Here is a 24,818-nt window from a genome sequence, read left to right on the forward strand (position 1 = left end):
CTAGGCAATATACTTGCCCCAGATCGACAGAATACTAGGACGGCGGGCATGGGGCGGTCGAGGTCTTTTGTCGACAGCTTTGAAGGGCTTTTCGTGAGGGGGGAGGCGGTTACCTTAGCCAAGCCATCTCGCTTGCCGGCGCGCTTGAAAATCCTCGCGCCACCGATCAAAGGATGCCGATTGGCGGCTAGTGAGGCGCCGCGATCTCGCCGGGCAGCTTGCGCGCCCAGGGTGGTCCTTCTCCGAAATACATGCTGTCGTTGTCGTCATTGATCAGATCAAGCAGCAAAGCTTGCGGCGGTGGTGCAGGACGCCAGATCGCACAACGATCAGATTCTGGCTTGTCAGGCGTGGTTGCAATTTGGGCGATGACGGCCCCGTCGGACGGCAGCTCGATCTTGCTGACCGTTCCATGGCATCGCGCAAGATCGTTGAGGCGGATGATCGGCGTCAGAAAACGCCCGTCCGCCAGATTGAGAAGTCGCAAGTTGTCGCTCGAATACACGGCGAGGACCTCCGTCTCCGGCGACGGCGTGTACTGTACCCTCGTGCCAAACCCGGCGGATGGTGTTGCCCATACCAAGCCTACTGTTTCGCGTATCCTCTCCCCGTTTGTCCATCCACGCCAAAGGTCTCGTATCCAGCGTGGCAATACGCTGTCATCGCTGAGCGACAGCGCAAAGACTTGCTCGAAAGGCGTGGCCAAATAGAACTGATTGTCCGCCACGAACAGCATCGCGGCCACGGCTGGATCCTGTCGGGTCGGTGCTGCAAATCCGTGAGGCATGTCGAATACTCTGCGCGCCGCCAGTCCGGCTCCATCGCCGACCCGATAAGCCCAAATCTCAATCGCACCCGGCTGACCGGCAACCAGGCTTGCGACCATGACCTGATCAGCCAATTGGTTGATGGCGATTGAAGCAATTCCTCTGACCATCTCCCCGGCAATGGGGGCTGCTTCCAGCTTGTCGAGCCCAATCCATTCCCAGCCTCCGTCCAGATCGGTTGCGAAGGCGAGACGGGCTCGGTCCGGCGACAGCCACAGACCGCCACTGCTGTCCAAGGAATACAGAAGATGCCAACAACGGCGCACCCGAGTGCTTCCAACAACTTCGCACAACATGCTGTGGTAGCCATCCGCGTCGATGTCAGGTTCAGCTACAATGAAGCGCCGCTCCTGAAGACCGCTGAATTCGGCAAAGCAACGGCGCTCGCCGGAGAGGCGGTTCACGAAAAAGCCCTCGACCCATTCGCGACCTGGTGAAGAATCTGTCTGGTCGAGCTGAGTGAAATCCAGGGAGAGGCCATCACGCCTTATTCGATGCGGGAAGTGAACGGCGCTAACCAAGCGGTTGCAATCTTGTGGATCATCAGCCGGCTTGTCGGATTTCAGGGGATGGGAATTCCCCGATCTTATCCAGACATTGCCCTCGGTCCTTGTCGCGGGCAATTCAAATGCGTTGATCTTTAGTTCAGCTGGAATCGTGCAGGCCGCAAGCTGTCTTGTTTCTTCATTTAGTTTTGACTGCTCGTCCTCTTCGAGATCGTCCGGAAAAGTGTCGTCGACGACTTGCAAAACGAATTCCCTGCAATCGGTCGTGGTCGTGAATCCGTGACCCAGTTCGTTGAAGGTCGCTTCCGCCACGTCGATCACCACCGAATGCGAAAAACCGCCGAATTGGTCGTTATTTGGCTCGTGAAAGTAGACTGCCATCTTGGTCGGCGATTTGGGCAGCAGGTAATAATCCAAGGCGTCGATGGGTTCGCCGGTGCGACCGAACGTCTTGCGTGCGATGACGGCACCCGATCGCGCGTCGAGTATGCTCACGGTGGTGTCGGATTCGACCACCACGATGCGTTTGAGCGCCGGAACCGATGCGTAGGAGAACGCTTTCGGCGTGTCGAGGTGAACCGGACTATCCGCCTTCAGATAGATGGCGCCTTCCCACCGGAACAAGCTGCCACCCGCTACCTGGGCGTAGGCCCGATCGAATGTCAGAAGTCGCTGGAGGGTGTAACCCGCAATTCTCAGCGCCTGCTGTTTCTGGGCGTCATCCGGAATGGAATTGGTCGAGATCAATCTGGCAAGAGACGAGTAGGCGCTGGGGACAAGGCTGTCGGCTTCGAACAGGCTAGCCGCTGAAGCGATTTCGCGGGTCGCGCGCTCAGTCTGCGCATCGGCTCGGGGCCTAAGGTAGAGCGCGTCGAGCGCAAGCCATGCGATCAGTCCATAGACCACCAGCTTGGCGACATCCATAAACGGCAACAGCGTCGCTACAATGCCGGTGAGCAGCGTTGGCGGTCCCCTTGGCGTGACATTTTCCGGATCTGCGCCGCGCGCTAGTATCTCCAGCCAATACTGGCGCATGAACGAATCGGGGTCGGGGCCTGCGGGCTGGAAATAATGGCTGTGGCCACCAGCGAAATAGCGATTGACCACCTCGATGCCGGTGAAACCATAGAAGCCCGAGCGCCCGGCCATACCCGTAAACAGCACACAAAACTGGCTGAGGATCAGGACGACGTCGTTGAGGCCACAATCATTGACAACCCGACGCGCCGGTATCCGTTCCAGAAAATGGTCCCAATCGAAGCGCGAGCGCAGTACGCTGCCTGAGAGAATGATCGTGTCGACTTCGATGGTCTTGATGAGATCTGTGTCGATCCCTCGCAGCCCGTGGACCAGCAAATGAGTACCGAATGAATGACCGACGAAGGAGAAGAGTGCGCCAGGATTGCTTCTTATCCGACTCTCGAGCTGCTTCCGGAAGGTCCGCACCGCGAGCCAACGCAACACCGGCAAGATGAATGCCACTACGCTGAAAAAGCCATAGTTATAGGTCGCGACGATTGTCGATGAATCGGCTGCGACGAGCAAATTCTTCAGCCGGTCTTGCCACTCGCCGAAAGTCCTGATGCCATGGAGCGTCACCACGACCCGCTTGCGATCGCTCATCTGGTCGCCTCGACATTCACCGAACGTGGCTTGCTTTTGCCTGCATGACCTTACGTCAGTCGGTTCTCTTTGCAAGCAAAGAGATATCGCTGACAGCAAAGCAGCAATTACTTGCTGTGCTGTGGTGCGCGGCAGACTGTTCGTGCAAAAGGGGATCGATCAGGCCGGCAGGCCGGGGCGGTCGAGGTTGTTGGGCGAGAGCGTGAAAATCTCGCAGCCGGTGTCGGTCACGCCGATCGTGTGCTCGTACTGCGCCGACAGCGAACGGTCGCGCGTCACCGCCGTCCAGCCATCCGACAGCACTTTCACATGCGGGCGGCCGAGATTGATCATCGGCTCGATGGTGAAGATCATACCGGGCCGCATCTCGACGCCTTCATTGGCGCTGCCGTAGTGCAGGATGTTCGGAGCGTCGTGGAAGAGTTGGCCGACGCCATGGCCGCAGAAGTCGCGCACCACCGAGCAGCGCTCCGCCTCGGCAAAAGTCTGGATGGCGGCGCCGATGGCGCCGGTGCGGGCACCCGGCCTGACCGAGGCAATGCCGCGCATCAGGCATTCATGGGTGACCTCGAGCAGTCGCTCGGCGGCGCGCTTGATCGTGCCGACTGGATACATGCGCGAGGAATCGCCGTGCCAGCCATCGAGGATGTAGGTAACGTCGATGTTGACGATGTCGCCATCCTTCAGCGGCTTGTTGTCGGGAATGCCATGGCAGACGACATGGTTGATCGAGGTGCAGGACGATTTCGTGTAGCCGCGATAGTTGAGCGTCGCCGGCAGCGCGCCGTGATCCATGCCGAACTCGAAGACGAAACGGTCGATGGCGTCGGTGGTGACGCCGGGCGCGACCATCGGCGCCAGTTCGTCCAGGCAACGCGCGGTGAGGTCGCATGCCTTGCGCATGCCGGCAAAACCGTCCTCGCCATAGAGGCGGATCTGGCCGGTGTTTCTGAGGGGGGCCGTCGCGGCGTCGAGATAGGTGACCATTTTGTCCGTGTAGAAAGGTGTGCGCTGCAGGAGTGCTGGCGTGAAAATCTCCCCAGATTTGGCACTTGAGGGCAAAAGGTTCAAGGAAGAACTGCCTGATGCGGCCCGAGCCGTCGCGATATTCGTCGCGTCGGGGCGATCTCTGGTCGGTTTTTGCACGGTTTGCTTTCCTTTCCAGCCATCGTGCGCTAGGGCGGAACGATGTTTTGGAGATCGCGTCCAGCCCAAAAGCGCGCCAGATCGCTTGAAGCGCCGTTGACGGCAGCCTGCTCATGTCTGATGGGCCTGGTGCTGCTGGCGATGCTGTGTCTCGGCCGGCCTGATGTGCCCGCCTTCGCGGACCCTGCCCAGGGCGGCGCCAGCGTTGGCCTGGAACGATCGGGTGAGGTCGCGGCGCTGCTGCGCGTCACCAACAAGGCCCAGGCCCTGGAGATTCGCACCGCCCGGGCGGTGCTGGCCAAGTTCGCCGGCGGTCATCCGGCGCTACCGGTGCCGCAAGCTGTTTTCCCTTGGCTCGCTCCGATGTCGCCGGAGGTGGTTGTTGCCGGATCTGGCACGGTCTCCGCCCCTAGAGCGAGCACCAACCAGCCACGTGCGCCGCCGTTCACGCAGGCCTGAGCGGTCCAGGACCGCACCCTTCACCCTTCTTTAGAAGCTATTCGCGTCGTGACCCGTGCGGCGGCCATCAGCCGCGCATGCGTGGCGTGGCGCACCATTTTCGGATCATTGCAATGCAACAACGTATCAAGACATTCAAAAGCCTGTCGCGCGCCGTATCGGCTGCTTCGTTTCTGTCCGTCCAGACGTTCATCTGTATCGGAACCGTGTACTGGGCGATCGCCGAGACGCTCTATCTGTCGGGAAGCGGAGCGCTCGTCCTTGGCGCCCTGTTCGCCCTGCCGTCGGCCTATGTTCTGCTGATGGTGGTGCGCATGGCCTTCGAGGCGGAGACCGACCCGGCCAACCAGTAATCGCGTCGCCAACTTGGAAAGTGCTGCCGGACCACCTGGTGCCGGCAGAACTTTCCTTGGCCCGTTTGCAGCAGAAACGGCGGTTTCCGCAGTGACGACACATTTGCGTGCCATAAGTCGGGCAACGCAACTTTTGATGACGAACGGCGTTGCTTGGGCGACGCCAGTTCGGGAGATGTCTGATGGACAGATTGCAATTCGAGGTGCCGGTGCGCATTGCGCAAGGCCCCGGCTTGCCCGTCGAGGAGATTTACAGCGTCGAGCAGGCGCTGGATTTTCTCCAGGACTGGCCGGCGCGCCGGCAGGGGCCGATGTATCAGAAAGCCTTCAATGCCTGCTTTGGCGCCACGGTGGACGTGGTCAAGACAGAGGACGCCTGCCGCGCGTTCATGGCGTTCTGCCGTGTCACCGGACTGATGGCCAGTGACATGATGGCGCCGCGCAAGCGTGGCGGCGAGGCGAGGGTGCTGCAGGCCTGAGGGCCGCTTTCGCCTGCCCAATCGACCAACTCGCCTCTCAACCAACTTTGCCTGAACGCGTGATGATCTCGTGTGCGGATCATTGCGTGCGTGTCCTTCCATGACGACGCACCGACGGCGGCGTTAAGCTTCCGTTTCCACCTTGGCGGCTACGCCATTGCTTGTTCGGCGATGGTTGATTCGTTGCGTCAGTCTCAGGGTTTGGAAGATGTCCCCAGAAAAAGTCCGTGCATTCCCGATCGATCGTCAGCTATTCCTAGTCAGAGAAGTTGCAGCCAAGCTTGACCATCTGCATGGCGAACCCGCAGCCTCGTTCTGGAGGGCTAAAGCAGCCGAGTTGCTTGACCTCGCTGTCGGGTCAGGCAGAGACAGAGCAGCAGCCAGTGATGAAGTACGCAGGTTTTTCCTGGCCGTACAGAGAGAACTTTCGACTAGAGTGGTCGCTGAGCCGGCTCCAGTTCTTTCCGCCTGAAAGCAAATATTGTTCTAGGACGTTACGCTGCTTACTCCAATAGCGCGTAAGCGCTGGGTTTTCTTGTGGGTTTCTGTGCTTTAACGGCAACAGTGCACCCAATTTGCATCACCTTTATTGTTAGGAGCCCCCATCGCCATTGCAATCTGATAGGTTGCATTAGCAAGGGGAGATTCGCGCCGTTGCGGTGCGGGTCAGGGGGGATGACGATGACTCGTGTTCGGGGGGGCGCAGCCGAGTCTCGCTTTGTTTCTGGGTGGCTGAAGCAGAGATTTTTCGGCCTTTCATCATTCGTGGCGGTAGCGGCCATGCTCATGGCGCTGACGCTGTTCGTCGGTTCGACGGGCCCTGCCGAAGCGACTTGCACGGGGCCAAGTGGTGGCGTCGAGAATTGCGCGGGGGCCGGAACACAGTCTGATATCAGCTACACCGCGCCTGGCGTTACCACGCTCAACGTCAACACGCTGACGATCGATCCCAGCCGGATATCCCTGACCGGTTCGGGCGCGAGCCCGTCAGCGGCAACGGAAATCCAACACTACACCTGCAGCACCGGCAACGCGGCCGACTGCGTCATCACCCCGGAAAAACCCGCCCAGAACGGCAATCCCGCCGTGGCCGAGAGCTGCGCGGTCGCCAATGGCGCGCCTTCCGGAACAAGCTGCGTGGCGCCGCCGGTCAAGGCCGCTGGCGGACCTTCCGGCAATTCCGGGCCGACGCTTGTGGTCAACTACAATCAGCCCACAGCCAACGCCAATACCCCCAACAGTGGCGCGGTGATCGCGACGGGCACCATCGGTGTTGTCGGTGCCTCGAATGGCAGCCGCGGCGGCAATGGCAGCAACGGCTATGTCTTTTCAGATGGAGGTGACGGCTCCAACGGCGCCGATGGCGGTTCGATCACCGTTAATGTCAGCGGCGCCGTCAAGACCGGCAACAATTGCGTGCTTCCGACAGTTTGCGCGGATGCCGGCATCGTAGCCAGCAGCGTTGGTGGCGATGGCGGCGACGGCGGCGATGCCAAGGGTATTTCCGGCGATGCCGGCGACGGCGGCCTGGGCGGAAGCGGCGGCACCGCCGCGGTGAATTTCAATGCCGGCAGCGTCGAAACAACGGGCAATTATTCGGCCGGCATCATTGCCATCAGCCAGGGCGGTCACGGCGGCAATGGCGGCGGCGGTGGCGGGCTGGTCTTCAATCCAGGCGGCGGCAGCCCGGCAGGCGCCGGCGGCAACGCCAACGTCTTCACCGGGGTCGGCACGACCATCGTCACCCATGGCATCTATTCTCACGGCATCGTCGCCCAGTCGATCGGTGGCGGCGGCGGCGGCAGCGCCGGCGGCTTCGGGCTTTTCTCCTCGTCCGGCGGCAGCGGCGCCAATGGCGGCAATGGCGGCATCGTCCAGGTCATCAACAACGCTAATATCACCACCTACGGCAACAATTCACAGGGCATTCTCGCCCAGACGATCGGCGGCGGCGGCGGCGACGGCGGCTCGAATTTCGGCCTGTTCGCCTCCGGCGGCAGCGGCAGTCTCGGCGGCAATGGCGGTCCGACGGCGCCAGCCAATTCTCCTCCTATCGTGAGCGTCAGCGTCACCAATTCCGGCCAGATAACCACGCATGGCCAGGAATCGAACGGCATCCTTGCTCAGTCGATCGGCGGTGGTGGCGGCAATGGCGGCAGTTCGGGCGGCCTCGTTTCGCTGGGCGGCAGCGGCAGCTCGACCACCAATGGCGGTATCGTCCAGGTAACCAACACCGCCGCGGGCTCCATCTTCACCGACGGCAAGCAGTCGGCCGGCATATTTGCGCAATCGGTCGGCGGCGGCGGCGGCAATGGCGGCGTGTCCGGCGGCCTTTTCTCGGCCGGCGGCAGCGGTGGTGCGGGTGGCAGCGGCGCTCTCGTAACTGTCATCAATGCGGGCGATATCGAGACCGGCTTGCTGGCGACCCAGTTTGGCCACACATCGGCGGATGCCATCAATTCTGCGGGCATCTTCGCACAATCGGTGGGCGGCGGCGGCGGCAATGGCGGCGGTGCGTTTTCCGGCGGCGTCGGCTTCAGCGTTTCGCTCGGCGGCTCCGGCGGCCGCGGCGGGGCAGCCGGCGCTGTCGAAGTGCTGCGCGACGCCAACAACACCGCTTATTCCATCATCACCCATGGCGACCAGTCCGATGCCGTCTTCGCGCAATCGATCGGCGGCGGTGGCGGCAATGGCGGCTTCGCGGTTTCGGCTGCCGCCGGTGCGCTTGCGCTGTCAACGGGCGGCAATGCCGCCGACGGCGCCAAGGGCAGCACGGTTACCGTCCAGACAGCCGGCACGCTGACCACCTATGGCGCGGGCTCGCGCGGTATCTTCGCGCAATCGATCGGTGGCGGCGGCGGCAATGGCGGCGCGGCGATCGCGATTGCTGGCAACAGCACCGGTTTTGCCGCGGCGATCGCCATCGGCGGCACAGGCGGCAAGGGCGGCGACGCCGACGTGGTCACCGTCTCCAGTCTCAGCGATATTTTCACTGGCGGCGACAATGCCCAAGGCATCGTCGCGCAGTCGGTCGGCGGCGGCGGCGGCAATGGCGGCTACTCGATCGGCGGCGCGGTCGGCGGCATCGGGCTTGCCGTCAGCATCGGCGGCAAGGGCGCTAGCGGTGGCGCCGGCAAGGACGTCATCGTCGGCAGCTCCGGCTCGATCCATACGCAAGGCGACAACTCGGCCGGCATTCTCGCTCAGTCGATCGGCGGAGGTGGTGGCAATGGCGGCTTCTCCGTTTCGGCCTCGCTTGGTGCCGCGGCTGCAAGCGTCGGGCTGGGTGGCGCCGGTTCCGAGGGCAGCAGTGCCGGCAACGTGACTGTCAGTGCCGACGGCGCCGGCCACATCATAACCAAGGCCGGCTATGCCGGCACATGGAACCTCATTACCGAAGGCAAGAACGCGGCCGGCGTCCAGGCCGAGAGCATCGGCGGCGGCGGCGGCAATGGCGGATTTGCGGGTAGCCTGTCGCTTGGCGGCGTCGCCAGCGCGGGTGTCAGCCTCGGCGGCACGGGCGCGGGCGGCGGCGACGCCGGCACGGTGACCGTCAACAACGGCAAGAAGGTCGGCAACACGGTCACGCAGAACAGCATCCTGACCATCGACGACAATTCGATCGGCATCCTCGCCCAGTCGATCGGCGGCGGCGGCGGCAATGGCGGATTTTCAATCGCGCTGAGCGGCTCCGGCTCGGTCGAAGGCGCCGGCGGCGCGGCATCGGTATCGATCGGCGGCAAAGGCGCCGGCGGCGGTATCGGCAAGGACGTTGTCGTCACCAACTACGGCAACATCGCCACCTACGGCAAACAGTCGGCAGGCATCCTGGCGCAGTCGATCGGCGGCGGCGGCGGCAACGGCGGTTTCAGCGTCGCCGGCACTTTCACCACCGGCGCCTTCGGCGCTTCGGTCGCCGTCGGCGGCGGCGGCGGTACGGGCAACAACGCGGGCCCAGTCACGGTCACCTCGACCGGCAACATCGAAACGCATGACGATCAGTCGGCCGGCATCCTGGCGCAATCGGTGGGCGGTGGCGGTGGCAATGGCGGCTTTGCCGGTTCCGGCGCGATCACGCTGCAGGGCGTGGCCGCAGCGGTCGGTCTCGGTGGCAACGGCGCCGGCGGCGGCAGCGCCAAGACGGTCAAGGTCACCTCGACCGGAGATATCACCACCTATGGCGACCAATCGATCGGCATCCTGGCGCAATCGGTCGGCGGCGGCGGCGGCAATGGCGGTTCGTCCGTAGCGCTTGCGCTCGGGCTGGACGCCGGCATCGCGGTCGGTCTTGGCGGCAAGGGTGGCGCGGCAGGCAACGGCCTCGACGTCACGGTCGTGTCGACCGGCGACATCTCGACCGGCGCGGGCTTCACTGACGGGGATGTGCGCGGCACGGGTGCCGCCGGCATCCTGGCGCAGTCGGTCGGCGGCGGCGGCGGCAATGGCGGCTTTGCCGGATCGCTCGGCGGCGGCAAGTCGATCGCGGTCGGCGTCTCGCTCGGCGGCAACGGCGCCGGCGGCGGCAGCGCCGACATCGTCACGGTGACCAGCACCGGCAACATCTCGACCAATTTCGACAATTCGTCCGGCATTATCGCGCAATCGATCGGCGGCGGCGGCGGCAATGGCGGCTTTGCCGTTGCGGTTTCCGGCGCGATCGGCGATCCCGACGCGGCAACGGCCGCGGTCGCCATCGGCGGCAAGGGCGGCGTCGGCGGTGTCGGCAAGGACGTAACGGTGACCAGCACCGGGGGGATCATCACCACCGGCAAGTTCTCCAACGGCATCCTGGCGCAGTCGGTGGGCGGCGGTGGCGGCACCGGCGGCTTTGCCATCGCGGGTTCGGCGACGACAGGCAATGCCGGCATCGGCGTCGGTGTCGGTGGTTCCGGCGCCACCGGCTCGACTGCCGGCAAGGTTATCGTCAACAGCTACAGCCTGCTCGACTCCAACGGCAATCCTGTGCTGCAGGCGCCGCCCTCGAACGTGATTTCGATCTGGACCAAGGGCGACGATTCGTCAGGCATCTTCGCGCAATCGGTGGGCGGCGGCGGCGGTTCAGGCGGTTTTGCCGGCAGCCTTGGCGTCGGTCTCGGCGGTGGCGGGCTTGGCGTCAGCATCGGCGGCGGCGCCGGATCCGGCTCGAATGCCGAAACGGTCACCGTCACCAGCTACAACAACATCCTGACCGAAGGAAAAGACTCCTTCGGCATCCTGGCGCAGTCGGTCGGCGGCGGCGGCGGCAATGGCGGTTTTGCCATCGCGCTGTCCGGCAGCAAGGATATGGCGGCCAGCGTCTCGGTCGGCGGCTCCGGTTCAAGCGGCGGCAATGCCCAGATCGTCACCGTCAACAGCACCGGCAACATCAAGACCACGGGCGACGGCTCGCATGGCATCTTCGCGCAATCGGTTGGCGGCGGTGGCGGCAATGGCGGCGGCGCCGTGGCCGGCACCCTGACCGGCCAAGGCACCGGCAGCCTGGCAGTCGGTGTCGGCGGCTCGGGTGACAATGGCGGCGACGCCAAAGCGGTCACCGTCACCTCGACCGGCGATCTCAGGACCGAAGGTTTGAAGGCCGACGGCATCCTGGCACAGTCGATCGGCGGTGGCGGCGGCAATGGCGGCTTTTCGGGCGCACTCGCGATCACCGCGGGGCAGGGCGCGGTCAGCGTCGGTGTCGGCGGTTCCGGCGCGGGCGGCGGCAATGCCGATAAGGTCACCGTGACCTCGACCGGCAACATCGTCACTATCAAGAACGCGTCGAACGGCATCCTGGCGCAATCGGTTGGCGGCGGCGGCGGCAATGGCGGCGCTGCCGTGACCATCGCCGGCTCCGCGCAGCAGGCAGCCGCGGCGGTTTCCGTCGGCGGCAGCGGTGCCAAGGGCGGCACTTCGCAACTGGTCACGGTCAACAATATCGGCACGATCGCGACGGCCGGCGACAAGTCGAACGGTATCCTTGCCCAGTCGATCGGCGGCGGCGGCGGCACCGGTGGCTTCGCCATTTCTGGAGAGATGGTCGTCGACGGCGCCGGTGGCGCCGCTGTCAGCGTCGGCGGCACTGGTGGCGCCGGCCAGGATGGCGGCCAGGTCGTCGTCAACAGCAATATCGGCACCACACTCGCCAACAACAATGAGACCATCCACACCGTCGGCGGCGATTCCAACGGCATCTTCGCGCAATCGGTCGGCGGCGGCGGCGGCGATGGCGGCTTCTCCGGCGCTGTCTCGGTCACCGGCCAGAATGCCAAGGCTGCGATCGGCGTCTCCATCGGCGGCTCAGGCGCGGGCTCCGGCGACGGCAAGACCGTCAACGTCACCTCGGTGGACAACATTTTGACCGAAGGCGCCGGCGCGAACGGCATCCTGGCGCAGTCGGTCGGCGGCGGTGGCGGCAATGGCGGCTTCGCCTTCGCCGCGACGATCAAGGGCTCGCTCGGCAAGAATCCGAGCAAGAATGGCGCTGTCTCGGTGTCGCTCGGCGGCGGCGCCGGGTCCGGCGGCGACGCCGAGAAGGTCACGGTCGATTCCACCGGCATCATCCAGACCGGCGGCAGCCAGGCCTTTGGCGTCCTGGCGCAGTCGATCGGCGGCGGCGGCGGCAATGGCGGCTTGAGCGTCGCGGCGGCCCTCAATCTCGGTGAGGGTGGCAACCAGATCACCGTCGCGGTCGGCGGCGAGGGTGGCGGTGGCGGCACGGGCGGCGAGGTTCAACTGACACGGCACGGCGCGACGATCACCACCGGCGACAAGTCGGTCGGCCTGTTCGCGCAGTCGGTCGGCGGCAGCGGCGGCAATGGCGGCATGGCGATCTCCGGCGCGATCGCCGGCACTGACGCCAAGACCCTGTCGGCGAGCGTCGGCGGCTTCGGCGGTGCGGGCACCAACAGCGGCAAGGTGACGATCGACAACACCGGCGCCATTTCGACCTATGGCCTCGAATCGCACGCCATTCAGGCGCAGTCGATCGGTGGCGGTGGCGGCAATGGCGGCATGGCGATCTCGGCGGCGGTCGGTTCGCTTGGCACGGGATCCAATTTCAATGTCGGCGTCAGCGTCGGTGGCCTGGGCGGTGACGCCTGTTTTGCCGGCGACGTCTTCGTGACCAATCACGGCCTGCTGCAGACAGGCCTGCTCGCCGCCGGCCAGACCGTGACCAATGGCGACGGCGCCTACGGTATCTTCGCGCAGTCGATCGGCGGCGGCGGCGGTTCCGGCGGCAACGCCATAACCGGTCTGCTAGGCCTCAACGGCAACAACGAGGGCACGCAGGTCAATGTCAGCGTCGCGGTCGGCGGCGCGGCCGGCGACGGCAACAAGGGCGGCAACGTCACCATCAGGCAGTATGGCGGCATCGAGACCAACGGCATGGGCGCCTTCGGCATCCTGGCGCAGTCGATTGGCGGCGGCGGCGGCACCGGCGGTCGCGCCAATTCCATCTCGCTGCAGTTGGGCGCAAGATGCACCCTGCCAAAGGTCTGCGAACCGGCCGGCGGCAAGCCGAACTGGAACCTGCAGGCGACGGTCGGTGGCAGCGGCGGAACCGGCAATGACGCCCTTCAGGTCGATGTCGGCAATTATGATTTCATCACCACCAATGGCGACAAGTCGTCCGGCATCGTGGCGCAGTCGATCGGCGGCGGCGGCGGCATCGGCGGCGACGCCTATATGGGCACCGGCGGCCTTTTCGCCATACCCTATGTGCCGGTCGACCCGACGCTGCTCCTGAAGCCGCTCGGCACCTCCAGCCTGACGCGCTCCGGCGCGGTCGCCATTGGCGGCAATGGCGCCGGCGGCGGCAATGGCGGCACTGTCATCGTCACCAATGAAGGCGTCATCACCACCTTCGGCACCAAGTCCGACGGTATCCATGCCCAGTCGATCGGCGGCGGCGGCGGCGACGGCGGCGACGGCCAGGCCGGCGTGCTTGGCACGGTCGGCATTGGCGGCCAGGGCAAAGCCGCCGGCAATGGCGGCTCGGTCACCGTCACCAACGGCAAGACCGACCTCAGCCAGACCGGCTTGGCCATCATCGAGACGCACGGCACATCGCCGACCCCGCCAGCGGACGGCGCCCCAAGCGCCGATCCGGAGCAGGGTTATTCGGCCGGCATCTTTGCGCAGTCGGTCGGCGGCGGTGGCGGCACCGGCGGTGGCGCCGGCGGCTTGCTGTCGCTCGGCGGCTCCGGCAAGGCCGGCGGCACCGGTGGTCACGTCACGGTCGACAATTATGGCGGCATCCTCACCCATGCCGATGATTCGGTTGGCATTTTCGCGCAATCGATCGGCGGTGGCGGTGGCGCGGGCGGCACACTCGGCATCAGCGCGATCGCGGTCGGCGGTTCGGGCGGCGCCAGCGGGTCCGGCGGCCAGGTGGATGTCATCAATGACGCGATGATCGAGACGCACGGCATCGATTCCTACGCCATCCAGGCGCAGTCGGTGGGTGGCGGCGGTGGTTCGGGCGGTGGCAAGAATGGCGGCATCACCGGCTCGATCCCGGCCCTTATCTCGATCGGCGGCGCCGGCGGCTCGTCCGGCATCGGCGGCATCGTCAATGTCACCAACAACAACAGCCTGCACACCTACGGCGCCGGCGCCGACGGCATCAACGCCCAGTCGATCGGCGGCGGCGGTGGTTCCGGCGGCCGCGCGATCGGCTTCATAGCGGTCGGCGGCAAAGGTGGCGATGTCGGCGACGGCACCACGGCCGGCAGCACCGGCTCTGGCGGGACGGTCACCGTCAACAACAATGCCGCGGGCACGATCACGGTCGAAGGCGTCGGCGCGCATGGCATCTTCGCGCAATCGATCGGCGCCGGTGGTGGTTCCGGCGGCGGTGGCATTGGCGCCAGCATCGTGCCGACCTCGGTTGGCGTTGGCGGCAACGGCGGCAGTTCGGGCGATGGCGGTGTGGTCACCGTCAACAATCATGGCGACATCACGACCGTGTCCGCCGCATCGGTGGCGATCTTCGCCGAATCGATCGGCGGCGGCGGCGGCAATGGCGCCATGAGCATTGCCGCGGCTCTGAGCCCAAGTGCCCTGACATTCGGCATCGGTGGCGATGGCGGCGCCAATGGCAAGGGCGGCAATGTCAACGTCACCAATTTCAGCGACGGTTTCATCCACACGCAGGGCTTCGGCTCGACCGGCATCATGGCACAGTCAGTCGGCGGCGGTGGCGGCAATGGCGGCGCTACCTATTCGGTGGCCGGTGGCGGTCCCGGCTTCTCGCTCGCGCTCGGCGGCAAGGGTGCGGCCGGCGGCGACGGCGGTGTGGTCACCGTCGTCAACAATGGCCAGATGCAGCTCGACGGCGACAATTCGGTGGCGATCTTCGCGCAATCGGTTGGTGGTGGCGGCGGCAGCGGCGGCACTGCGATCGCGGCGACCATCGGCCCGCCGGTGTTTATCGGTGGCGATAGCGGCGCGACCGGCAAGGGTGGCGATGTCACCGTCACCAATACGGGACAGATCGTGCTGAAGGGCAACGGCTCGGTCGGCATCTTCGCGCAGTCGGTCGGCGGCGGCGGCGGCGTGGTGACGGCGGGCACCGATGGCATCATCCAGGCAGTCAACGGCGGCAAGGGCGATGGCGGCGTCGTGACGATCAACAGCAACGTTGCCATGTTGATCACCGGCGACAACTCTGTCGGCGTCTTCGGCCAGAGCATCGGCGGCGGCGGCGGTGTCGGCGGCTTCTCCGGCAACTATCTCGGCCTCGACCAGGCACCGGCTGCAAGCAGCATGATGATGATGGCCATGGTCGCAACACCGCAAGGGTTCATGGGTAGCGCCGGCGGTGGCGGTGTCGGTGGTGACGTGAAGTTCGAGCAGACGGCCAACCTCTATGTCACCGGCAAGAACTCCTCGGCGCTGATGGAACAGAGTTCCGGCGGCAGTGGCGATATCGCCGACAATGGCGATATCAACGTCACCATCGCCAAGGACGTGATGATCATCGGCGGCTCAGGCGCCGGCGCTGGTGTCAGCTACCTGGACGGCAGGAACAATGTGCTGACCAACAACGGTTTCGTCGGCGCGGTCACCGGGGCTGATGGTTGCATCCCCGGGGTCGACACAGGTTGCGTGCGCAAGATCGACGGCTATGCCATGCGCGGCGGCGTCGGCAATGATACGTACAACAATTTCAACGACACGATGGGCTCCATCGCCCTCGGCGACGGCCAAAATGCCTTCAACAACGAGAAAGGCGCCATCTACCGGATGGGCGACACAGTCGGTCTTGGGCTGACCGGCCAGTTCAGCAATGACGGCTATGTCGCGCCTGGCGACCTCGACCGCGTCATGACCACCGAAGTCACCGGCAACTGGTCGCAGTCGCTCGGCGGCGTCTATCTGCTCGACCTGGACCTTGATCCCGAGGCGGACCGCATCAATGTGAGCGGGACCGCCGACGTCAATGGCCTGGTCAGCATCAACATCATGAACCCCGGCGCGGCCTCGCCCGGCAACAAGGATTACATCATCCTGGAAGCGCAGGGCGGTGTCACCAACTATGGGCTGGCGCTGGACACCATCCCGAGCGCGGTGGCGCAGTATTCGCTGAAATACACGAACCTGGATGTCATCCTCAATGTCGACATCAATTTCGCCCGTACCGGCCTGACCGAGAACCAGACCGCGGTGGGCTCGGCGATCAATGCGATCCAGACGGATCTGACATCGCCCAACTTTACCAAGATCGCCAATGCGATCTTCTACATCCCGACCCTCGACCAGCTCGGCGCCGTCTACGACACGATCTCGGGCGAGGGCATCAGCGGCTTCCAGCAACCGGAGTTCGACGCCAACAGCACCTTCCTGGGGCAGATGAACCGGCAGGCCGACACCTGGCGCATGGGCATGGCGACGGATCCGATGAGCCAGTCGCTGAAAGTGCCGGAGGCGGCCTATGCCGAACCGCCCGGCAAGGCCAACGCGTTCGATGCCTTGACCAAGGCGCCCAACGAGCAGCGCTGGAATTACTGGGCGACAGCTGGCGGCAATTCGGGCGTAGCTTCCGGCGATCCCGTGGTCGGCAGCGCGACCCTTGGCTACAAGTCAGGCAACTTCGCCGTCGGCTTGGACTCACAGGGCGATCCCGATGTCCTGATGGGCTTCGCGCTGGGCGGCGTCGCCGGATCCTTCGCCGTGCCGGATCGCGAAACCTCCGGCAACATCATCGGTGGCCATGCCGGCGCCTATGGCGCGCGCAAATGGGGCCAGTTCTACATCAACGGCTCGCTGGCGATGGACCTGTACAGCAACACGACCGATCGCTACACCTCGGTTCCGGGCGCGCCCGATCCGCTCAATCCGGTGCCGGCCATCACCAGGGAACATTGGACCGGCGATTTCATGAGCGCGGGCTTCGGCACCAGCCTCGAAGCCGGCTGGCGGCAGCCATTCGGCGCCGGCGCCATCACGCCTTTCGCCGGGCTGCAGTTCCAGGCATTGGCGATGCAGGCCTTCTCGGAAAAGTCGACCAGCGACGGAGCGCTCGGCCTCGATTTCGACAGCCGCACGGTCATCTCGCTGCCGGTCTCGCTCGGCCTGCAACTCGACACCACGGTGGCTATCGGCGAGAGCAAGACGCTGCAGGCCTGGGGCCGCGCGGCCTGGGTGCACGACTTCAAGCCGGACCGCTCGGTCGAGCCGGGCTTCCAGGCAGCGCCCGGCTATTCCTTCGTCGTTCAGGGCGCTGCGGCCGCTGAAGACGCGGTTGCCGTCAACGCCGGCGTCAAGCTGAACTGGAGCTCCAACACGTCGGTGTTCGCCACTTTTGATGGCAAGTTCGCTGACAAGGTGCAGACCTATGGCGGCAATGTCGGGTTCCGGGTGAACTGGTAGGCGGGGGTAAGGATAGCTCGCCGGTAAATACACGGCGACCCTATCGGTGCAGGCAGACATCGCGATGAACAAAACCCGCGCCCGGGTGCGGCGGAGCGGCCTAGCGTTCGTTGACGGCACCATTGCGCGGCAGGCGACAAGTGACCCGGGAGCCGCGCAGCGGAGGCAAGCGTCGATGCCGTCGCTGCGCGGCCATCGATCAGCCAACGTCCGGCTGTTTGGAGCCAATTCAAAAAATGAACGGAACTTTTTAGCCGTTCCTTCATATATGCATGCTTTCTAATTTAAGCTATGGCTTTCAATTGCTTCACCCGAATTCGGCTGATGGCGACCGGTATCCGCCGGAGTGCCAGCGCAAATGTTGCCACCATCTTTGCTCTGACCTTGCCGATCGTTGTCGGCGCCGCGGGGTTCGGTGTGGAGACCTCATACTGGTATTATAGCAGCCTGAAACTGCAGGCGACGGCCGATGCCGCGGCCTATGCCGGGGCGCTTGAACAGATTTCAGGTTCCGACAAGCCGACGATCGTCGCGGCCGCGACCCAGTCGGCGGCGACAAATGGGCTGGGCTCGGGCACGATCGTCGTCAACACGCCGCCGGCGTCTGGACCGAACACGGCGAAGAAGGCGGTCGAAGTCATCGTCGGCCAGCAGCTCGACCGGATTTTCACCTCGATCTTCACGCAAGGCAAGGTTCCCGAGCAGGCGAGGGCGGTGGCCCTGATCATCAATGCCTCCAAGGCCTGCGTGCTCGCGCTCGATGCATCCGCTTCGCAGGCGGCGCTGTTTTCAGGCAACACCAGCGTGAAAATCACAGGCTGCTCGGTGATGGCCAATTCGATCGCCTCGGACGCCATCAAGCTTCAGGGCTCGGCGGGCCTTCAGGCCGATTGCCTGATATCAGGTGGCGGTGTCTCTCTCAGCAATCCCGTCACGACCATTTGCGCGGCCCCGATCACGCAAGCGCTGCCCGCCGCCGATCCATTTGCGGACCTGCCGACCCCGGCGGCCTCGAACCCCTGCCAGAACGACAACAAGGCAACGCTGAGCCCAGGCACCTATTGCAGCGGCATGACGCTGAAGGGCAATGTCACCCTCTCGCCCGGCGTCTATGTCGTTCAGGGCGATCTCAAGGTAAACGCCAACGCGGCCGTCATCGGCAGCGGTGTGACGATCTTCATGTCGGGCAGTTCGACCGTCAGCTTGAATGGCAACGCCTCCGTGAAGCTCAGTGCGCCGACCTCGGGCACCTATTCCGGTGTGCTGTTCTACGGCGACAGGACCGGCAGCAGCGCATCCAGCACATTCAATGGCACAGCGGATTCGCTGCTAACCGGGGCCATCTATTTCCCCAAACAGCAAGTGAATTATCTTGGCAACTTCTCGGGCAACAGCGGCTGCACCCAGGTCGTCGCCAATACGATTCAATGGTCCGGCAGCACAACCATCAATCAGGATTGCACGAGCCTCGGAATGCGCGACATTCCGGCGGGGCAGTCCGTGGCGCTGGTAGAGTAGCCTCCGTGGAACTCCGATCTGTGCCGATCTTGAGCAACAAAGCGGGCGTTGCCGCGGTCGAGTTCGCGATGGTCCTGCCCTTCCTGTGCGCGGCGCTGCTCGGTATCATCGACGGCTGGTCCTATGTGACGAGCTCGCTGTCGATGCGCGCCGGTGTCAAGACAGCGGCAAATCTGGTGATGGCGGGATCGACCAATGATACGGCGACCCAGGCCGTGGCCATGTCGAGCTGGGAGAAGCGGCCGTCGGACGGCCAGGTCACGCTAAGCCGGATCTATATGTGCGGGACGACCGTGGTCGGCGCTTCCACCTTGTGCAGTGGGCCAAAGGTGCCGTCGGTCTTTGTTCAGATCCAGGCATCGGCCACCTGGACACCGCCCTTCACCTTCGGCGTCTTCTCTGCTCCAAGCGTCATTGGCCACCTGGAGGTGATCCGTGTCCGCTAGCTCTGGGGCAAGCGCGTTCAGGCGGGATCGATCAGGCGGGGCCGGGTTGGAGTTCGCGCTGATCGCGCCGTTCCTCATGATACTGCTGTTCGGGATCTTCGCCCTGGGCTGGTCGATGCACTCCGTCTCCAGCGTCCGCTATACGCTGGAGACGTCATCGCGCTCGCTGCAGCTTCAGAACACGCTGACCCAGGCCGACATCCAATCGATCGCCACGCAGAAATTGCAGGCCCTGGGTTTGAAGGATGTGAACGTGACGATCGCCATCGATCCGGCGAGCGGGGGCTTCCGCATGGCACATTTGACCGCCACCTACGCCTTCGTTATCGACTTCCCTTATTTCAGCGCCTTTCCGATCAATTACGCGACCACCGTTACCGTGCCGTTGGTCGGTGGTTAGGCCTGCCGGCCGCGATCTCGTTCACTATTCAAGACCCTTGGCATGGTCCCAGGCTTTCGACCACATCCGCAGCGCTTTCTGGTCGAGCGCTTTCGGCAGATGCAAGCGCTTCTGGGCTTCCTCCGAGGGATAGAGATTGGGGTCGGCGCGCAATGCCTCGTCGAGCAGTGGAAGGGCCGCCTTGTTCGCGGTCGAGAAGCCGGTATCCGTGGCGGCTGAGGCGGCGATTTCCGGGCGCAACACAAAGTCGATGAAGGCGTGCGCGGCTTCCGGGTGCGGGGCGTCGCTCGGTATCGCCAATATGTCGGCCCACACCAGATTGCCTTCCTTCGACAGGCGATAGGTGATGGAGTACGGGCGCTTTGCTTCCTTGGCCCTGATGTCGGCGATGTGCATGTCGCCGGAAAAGCCGAGCGACAGGCAGGCATCGCCTTGGGCGAGGTCGTTGATGTAGCTGGAACTGTGGAACTTGCGCACGTAGGGGCGGACCTTCGCGACCACGTCCACCGCCTTCTGCAACTCGTCGGGATTGGTGGTGTCCGGGTCGAGGCCGAGATAGATCAGAGCCAGGCCCAGCACCTGCTCGGCGTCGTCGAGCATGGTGATGCCGCACGGTGCGAATTTGGCGGCTATTTCAGGGTCGAAAAGCATGCGCAGCGAGTCGACCGGGGCATCGGGCATGATCGCGCGGATCTTCTCGACGTTGTAGCCGACACCGGTCGTTCCCCACATCCAGGGCACGCCGTGCGCGCCGCCCTTGTCGACCTCGTCGAGGCGGGCGGCGACGGCGGGGTCGAGATTGCCGAGGTTGGAGAGGCGGCTCTTGTCGAGAGCCGCCCAGACGCCTGTCGGCAGCTCGCGCTGCAGATGCGGCGCGAGATTGATGGTGACGAGGTCGTAACCCGAGCCGCCGGTGAGCAGTTTGGTTTCGACCATGTCGTTGGAATCGAACATGTCATAGGTGACCTTGATGCCGGTCTGCGCCTCGAATTTTTCGATGCTGCCAGGCCCGAAATAGGACTCCCAGGAATAGAGATGCAGGATCTTTTCCTCGGCCTGGGCCGAGGTCGCAAAAAGGCATGCCGCGGCGAGCGCGAGCCAATGTTTCATCATGTCCTCCGTTGGTGGCCCCGGGCGGGGCTGTTCAGTCAGGCTGCATTTTTGGCAAGCAGGCGATCCGGCGTCGGCTCCAGCAGCACACCGTAGAGATCGGGACGCCGGTCGCGGAACACGCCCCAGCTGCGCCTCGCGGCGGCGATCTCGTCGAGGTCGAGTGCCGCCGTGATCACGCCGTCGCTGACGCGGTCGGCTTCTGCCAGCTTGGCGCCGGTGTGGTCGGCAATGAAGGATGAGCCGTAGAAGACGATCTCGTTGGCTTCGCCCGTCTCGACGCCGACCCGGTTGGCGGCGATCACCGGGGTCAGATTGGCTCCGGCGTGGCCCTGCATCACGCGCTGCCAATGGTCGCGGGAATCCCAGCCGCGAAAGGATGGTTCCGAACCGATGGCGGTGGGATAGATCAGCACCTCGGCGCCTATCAGCACCATGGCGCGGGCGGCTTCGGGAAACCACTGATCCCAGCAGATGCCGGCACCGATCTTGCCGGCGGCGGTTTCGAAGACGCGGAAGCCGGTGTCGCCGTCGGCGAAATAGAGTTTTTCCGAATAGCCCGGACTGTTCGGAATATGGCTCTTGCGGTAGTGGCCGAGCACCGTGCCATCGGCGTCGATCATGACCAGCGTGTTGTACAATCTCGAGCCGTCGCGCTCGAACAGCGAGACCGGCAGGACGACGCCTGTCTCCCGCGCCAGCGCCGCCATGCGCGCGATGGTCTTGTGTCCTTCAAGGGGGAGGGCGCGGATGGTATGGCTGATATCCTCATCCATGCAGAAGTAGACGCCTTCGAACAGTTCCTGCAGCACGACAAGCCCGGCGCCGCGCCTTGCGGCTTCGCGGACATGGTTTTCGAGCTTGTCGAGATTGCTTTCGACCTCATCGGTGCAGGAGATCTGGACAGCGGCGGCGATCAGTTGGCGCATGGGTCACCTCACCTGGGTTGTTGTTGTGTGACGCAGTGGATGCCGCCGCCATTCTCGTAGATGCGGTCCATGTCGAGCTCGACGATGCGGCGGTCCGGGTGCAGCCGGCCAAGCGTTTCCTTGGCCAGGGTATCGGCCTTTCTGTCGCCGAACTGCGGCGTGTAGAGCGCGCCGTTGCCGATGTAGTAGTTGGCATAGCTGGTCAGGAAGTCGTCGCTTGTCGAGCGCACGTCGGTGGCGGCTGGGATGGACACCACCTCGAAGCTCCGCCCGCGCGCATCCCTGGACTTCGCCAGGATGGCAAGCGCTTCGGCATGGGCGCGGCCCCATTCGGAGGTGTCGCCGGGAAAGCTGCTGGCGATTAGCAGGCCCGGTTTGACGAAACGGAGCGAGCCATCGATATGGCCATCGGTGATGTCGAGGCCGCGCACGCCGGGAACCCAGATCACCGTCTCGACGCCGAGTATCGACTTCAGATGCCGCTCGATATCGGCGCGGGAGAAACCTGGATTGCGGTTGTCGTTGACCCAGCAGCTTTCGGCCAGCAGCAAGGTTCCGTCGCCGTCATATTCGATGCCGCCGCCCTCGCCACGGATCGCGGCGCGATGGCGGGTCACATTGAGGTGTTGCGCGACCCTGGCGGCGATCCCGGCATCGCTGGCATGCGCCTGCTTGTCGCCCCAGCCGTTGAAGCCGAAGTCCACGGCGGCGATGGCGCCGTTGTCGGCGCGCACGAACACCGGGCCGGAATCGCGCATCCACATGTCGTCGGTCGCGATATCGACGAGTTGGACCTTTGGACCGCACAACCTTGCCGCCAGTTCATGTTCGGCTGCAGGGGCAGCCATCGTCACCGGCTCGTTCTCGGCGATCGCCGCGGCCAACCGGCCCAGCGTTTCCTGCACGCTCTCGTAATAGGCTCCCGGTCCGCCATAGACGGCCGGCGTGCTCGGCCAGGCCATCCAGGTCCCGGCATGCGGCTCTGCCTCCGAAGGCACGGTGACCTTCCAGCTTTCGGCCCTGGCTGCGGTGATCGCAATCTCAGGCATGAGTGCCCACCCTGCCGTTGCCATGATGATTTGACGTCGTGTCCATCTCATCACACCGGCTGTTCCTGGGTGATGCAATGGATGGCGCCGCCTGCCGGCACGACGGCGCCGACATCGACGGTGACGATGCGGCGATCGGGGAAGGCGCGGGCAATCGCAGCCTTGGCTTCCTCACCTGACGGGCGCCCGAACCCAGGCATGACGACGCCGCCATTGGCGAGCGCGAAATTGATGTAGGAGCGGGCAAAGACAGCACTGGTCGCCTCGACGTCATAGGCTTCGGGGATAGGAATGACTTCGAAATTGCGGCCGTGCGCGTCGGTCTGGCTGGCAAGTGCGGCAAGATTGTCGGCAAGGATGCGACCGTGCAGGTCGGACGGGTCGGGATTGAATTCGAACATCACCACGCCGGGCCTGACGAAGCAGCACATGCCGTCGACGTGGCCGTCGGTCTCCAGATCCAGCGGATCGCCGGGCAGCCATACAACCTTTTTCAGGCCGAGCATGCGTATGAGCTCCTTCTCCACCCAGGCTTTGGAGATGCCGGGGTTGCGGTTGGAATGGAGCAGGCTGGTTTCGGTCGCGATCAGCGTGCCTTGGCCATCGGTCGTCAGCGAGCCGCCTTCGCAATGCAGGAAGGAGCGCAGGATGGATGCGTCCTCGCGAGCCAGCAACCGCTCGGCCAGCGCGTTGTCCTGATCATAGGGTTCATGCTTGCGGCCCCAGGCATTGAAGCGCCAGGACACGCCGGCCAGGCTCCCATCGGCCAGTTTCAGGAAGGTCGGGCCGGAATCGCGGATCCAGCAATCGTCGATCGGAATTTCGACCAGCTCGATCCGCGTTCCAAGCTGGGCACGAGCGCCGCTGGCATGATCAGGATGCGCCACCATGGTGACAGGCTCGAACTCAGCGATGGCGTGGGCGACATCGACGTAGGCCTCTTGCATGGCGGGCAAGGTGGCGCCGTACATGTCGCGCCTATGCGGCCAGGCCATCCATGTCCTGGCATGCGGCTCGAACTCCGCCGGACGGCGGATCTTCAAATGCTGCGCCGGCCATTCGATGGCGTTCATCAAACTCTCCATTCATGTATCGAACTCATTGTTAATCGACGCCAGCCGCCGTACAACTGAGAAGGTTTCCTGACTTCAGTGAATGGAATTCATGAATGGTGAAGTTCCGGCATATTCCGCCGACGCAGTTCCTGAAAGGGTTCGAGGCCGCCTCGCGCCTGGAAAGCTTCAGCCGCGCCGCTGAAGAGCTCGGCCTCTCCCAGTCGGCGATCAGCCACCAGATGCGCTTGCTCGAAGGCCATATCGGCCAGCCTCTGTTCATGCGCTTCGGCCGCGAGGTGCGGCTGACGGATGCCGGACGCGATTATCAGCGCACCGTGCGCCGCTGCCTCGAAATGATGGAGGAGGGCTACCGGCGGCTGGAACCCTATAGAAAACCCGGCAGCGTCGTGATCTACGCGCCGCGCGATTTCAGCCGGCGCTGGCTGCTGCATCGCCTGCCGGCTTTGCGGGCGGCGGTTCCGGCCTGTGAACCATGGCTCGACACCAGCGGCACGCCTGTCGATTTCGAGACCATGGAGCTCGATCTGGCCATCGTCTACGCGGATGCGCCTCCTGAAGGCTGCGAAAGCTTGCTGATCGCCAGGGATTTTCTGTCACCCGTTGCGGCGAAGGATCTGGCCAGGACGCTGCGCACACCCGCCGACCTGCTTGGCGCTTCGCTCATCCATGACGAGCGCCCGACTGGCTGGGCGGACTGGTTGCGCAGTGTCGGTATGGAGCCGAACGGCACCTGGCACGGAACCAATTTCAGCGACAGCGACCTGGCGCTCGCGGCCGCCGAACAAGGCCAGGGCGTGGCGCTGGGCAGCCTGACTTTGGCGGCAGAGGCGATCGCTTCGGGGAGCCTCGTGCAGCCATACGAGCATGTCCTTGATGCGGGGCGCGGATGGTATGCGATTTCCACGCAGGATCGGTTGCGGGATGTCGATGTGCGGGGGGCATGGGAGTGGTTGCGCAAGCAGGCGCTGATGGTTCCTCCGCAGTCTCGTCCATGACCAAATGTGGTCCGGAATGAAGCTGATCGGCTCGTCGCTGCGGTGG

Annotated in this window: 15 protein-coding genes; 9 read left to right on the top strand and 6 right to left on the bottom strand. The window is 64.4% G+C overall.

Annotation, left to right across the window (positions count from 1 at the left end):
* Positions 1 to 187 precede the first annotated feature (187 nt).
* Positions 188 to 2,956, bottom strand: coding sequence for a hypothetical protein (locus AC1DX4_RS22190; RefSeq protein WP_477222311.1), 2,769 nt, complete (start codon positions 2,954 to 2,956; stop codon positions 188 to 190).
* A gap of 159 nt (positions 2,957 to 3,115) precedes the next feature.
* Positions 3,116 to 3,943 (bottom strand): type I methionyl aminopeptidase, encoded by an 828-nt coding sequence (gene map, locus AC1DX4_RS22195; protein ID WP_477222312.1) that lies wholly within the window; start codon positions 3,941 to 3,943, stop codon positions 3,116 to 3,118.
* Positions 3,944 to 4,222: 279 nt separating this feature from the next.
* Here map and AC1DX4_RS22200 point away from each other — a divergent pair, with 279 nt between their 5' ends.
* The 8 genes from AC1DX4_RS22200 to AC1DX4_RS22235 all read left to right on the top strand — a co-directional run bounded on the left by AC1DX4_RS22200 (position 4,223) and on the right by AC1DX4_RS22235 (position 19,613).
* Complete coding sequence (locus tag AC1DX4_RS22200) at positions 4,223 to 4,561, top strand: hypothetical protein (protein ID WP_477222313.1); 339 nt, start codon at positions 4,223 to 4,225, stop codon at positions 4,559 to 4,561.
* Positions 4,562 to 4,674: 113 nt separating this feature from the next.
* Positions 4,675 to 4,914, top strand: coding sequence for a hypothetical protein (locus AC1DX4_RS22205; protein ID WP_477222314.1), 240 nt, complete (start codon positions 4,675 to 4,677; stop codon positions 4,912 to 4,914).
* A 182-nt stretch (positions 4,915 to 5,096) separates the two neighbouring features.
* Positions 5,097 to 5,393: a DUF982 domain-containing protein gene (locus AC1DX4_RS22210; RefSeq protein WP_477222315.1), complete on the top strand. Its 297-nt coding sequence runs from the start codon at positions 5,097 to 5,099 to the stop codon at positions 5,391 to 5,393.
* A 208-nt stretch (positions 5,394 to 5,601) separates the two neighbouring features.
* Positions 5,602 to 5,865, top strand: a complete 264-nt coding sequence (locus AC1DX4_RS22215) for a DUF6074 family protein (protein ID WP_477222316.1) — start codon at positions 5,602 to 5,604, stop codon at positions 5,863 to 5,865.
* A 308-nt stretch (positions 5,866 to 6,173) separates the two neighbouring features.
* Positions 6,174 to 17,249 (top strand): hypothetical protein, encoded by an 11,076-nt coding sequence (locus tag AC1DX4_RS22220; RefSeq protein WP_477222317.1) that lies wholly within the window; start codon positions 6,174 to 6,176, stop codon positions 17,247 to 17,249.
* Between the two features lie 291 nt (positions 17,250 to 17,540).
* The gene (locus tag AC1DX4_RS22225) at positions 17,541 to 18,767 is read left to right on the top strand and encodes a pilus assembly protein TadG-related protein (RefSeq protein ID WP_477222318.1); all 1,227 of its coding nucleotides are present in this window, start codon (positions 17,541 to 17,543) and stop codon (positions 18,765 to 18,767) included.
* Between the two features lie 20 nt (positions 18,768 to 18,787).
* Positions 18,788 to 19,213 carry a TadE/TadG family type IV pilus assembly protein gene (locus AC1DX4_RS22230; RefSeq protein WP_477222391.1) on the top strand — a complete coding sequence of 142 codons (426 nt, stop codon included), beginning with the start codon at positions 18,788 to 18,790 and terminating at the stop codon, positions 19,211 to 19,213.
* A gap of 46 nt (positions 19,214 to 19,259) precedes the next feature.
* Positions 19,260 to 19,613, top strand: a complete 354-nt coding sequence (locus AC1DX4_RS22235) for a TadE family protein (protein ID WP_246707071.1) — start codon at positions 19,260 to 19,262, stop codon at positions 19,611 to 19,613.
* A 24-nt stretch (positions 19,614 to 19,637) separates the two neighbouring features.
* Here the strand turns inward: AC1DX4_RS22235 and AC1DX4_RS22240 are convergent, their stop codons facing one another.
* From AC1DX4_RS22240 to AC1DX4_RS22255, 4 genes are read right to left on the bottom strand one after another with little or no spacing between them, the layout of a single operon-like run.
* Complete coding sequence (locus tag AC1DX4_RS22240) at positions 19,638 to 20,723, bottom strand: extracellular solute-binding protein (RefSeq protein WP_477222319.1); 1,086 nt, start codon at positions 20,721 to 20,723, stop codon at positions 19,638 to 19,640.
* Positions 20,724 to 20,761: 38 nt separating this feature from the next.
* Positions 20,762 to 21,652, bottom strand: a complete 891-nt coding sequence (gene aguB / locus AC1DX4_RS22245; protein WP_477222320.1) for an N-carbamoylputrescine amidase — start codon at positions 21,650 to 21,652, stop codon at positions 20,762 to 20,764.
* Between the two features lie 8 nt (positions 21,653 to 21,660).
* Positions 21,661 to 22,701: an agmatine deiminase family protein gene (locus AC1DX4_RS22250; protein WP_477222321.1), complete on the bottom strand. Its 1,041-nt coding sequence runs from the start codon at positions 22,699 to 22,701 to the stop codon at positions 21,661 to 21,663.
* A 50-nt stretch (positions 22,702 to 22,751) separates the two neighbouring features.
* A complete protein-coding gene (locus AC1DX4_RS22255) occupies positions 22,752 to 23,774 on the bottom strand; it encodes an agmatine deiminase family protein (RefSeq protein WP_477222322.1) in 1,023 nt (340 codons plus the stop codon).
* A 95-nt stretch (positions 23,775 to 23,869) separates the two neighbouring features.
* On the opposite strand from AC1DX4_RS22255, the gene AC1DX4_RS22260 reads away from it, so the two are divergent.
* A complete protein-coding gene (locus AC1DX4_RS22260; protein WP_477222323.1) occupies positions 23,870 to 24,772 on the top strand; it encodes a LysR substrate-binding domain-containing protein in 903 nt (300 codons plus the stop codon).
* Positions 24,773 to 24,818 lie beyond the last annotated feature (46 nt).

The sequence above is a fragment of the Mesorhizobium sp. P3_A8 genome (assembly GCF_056402995.1).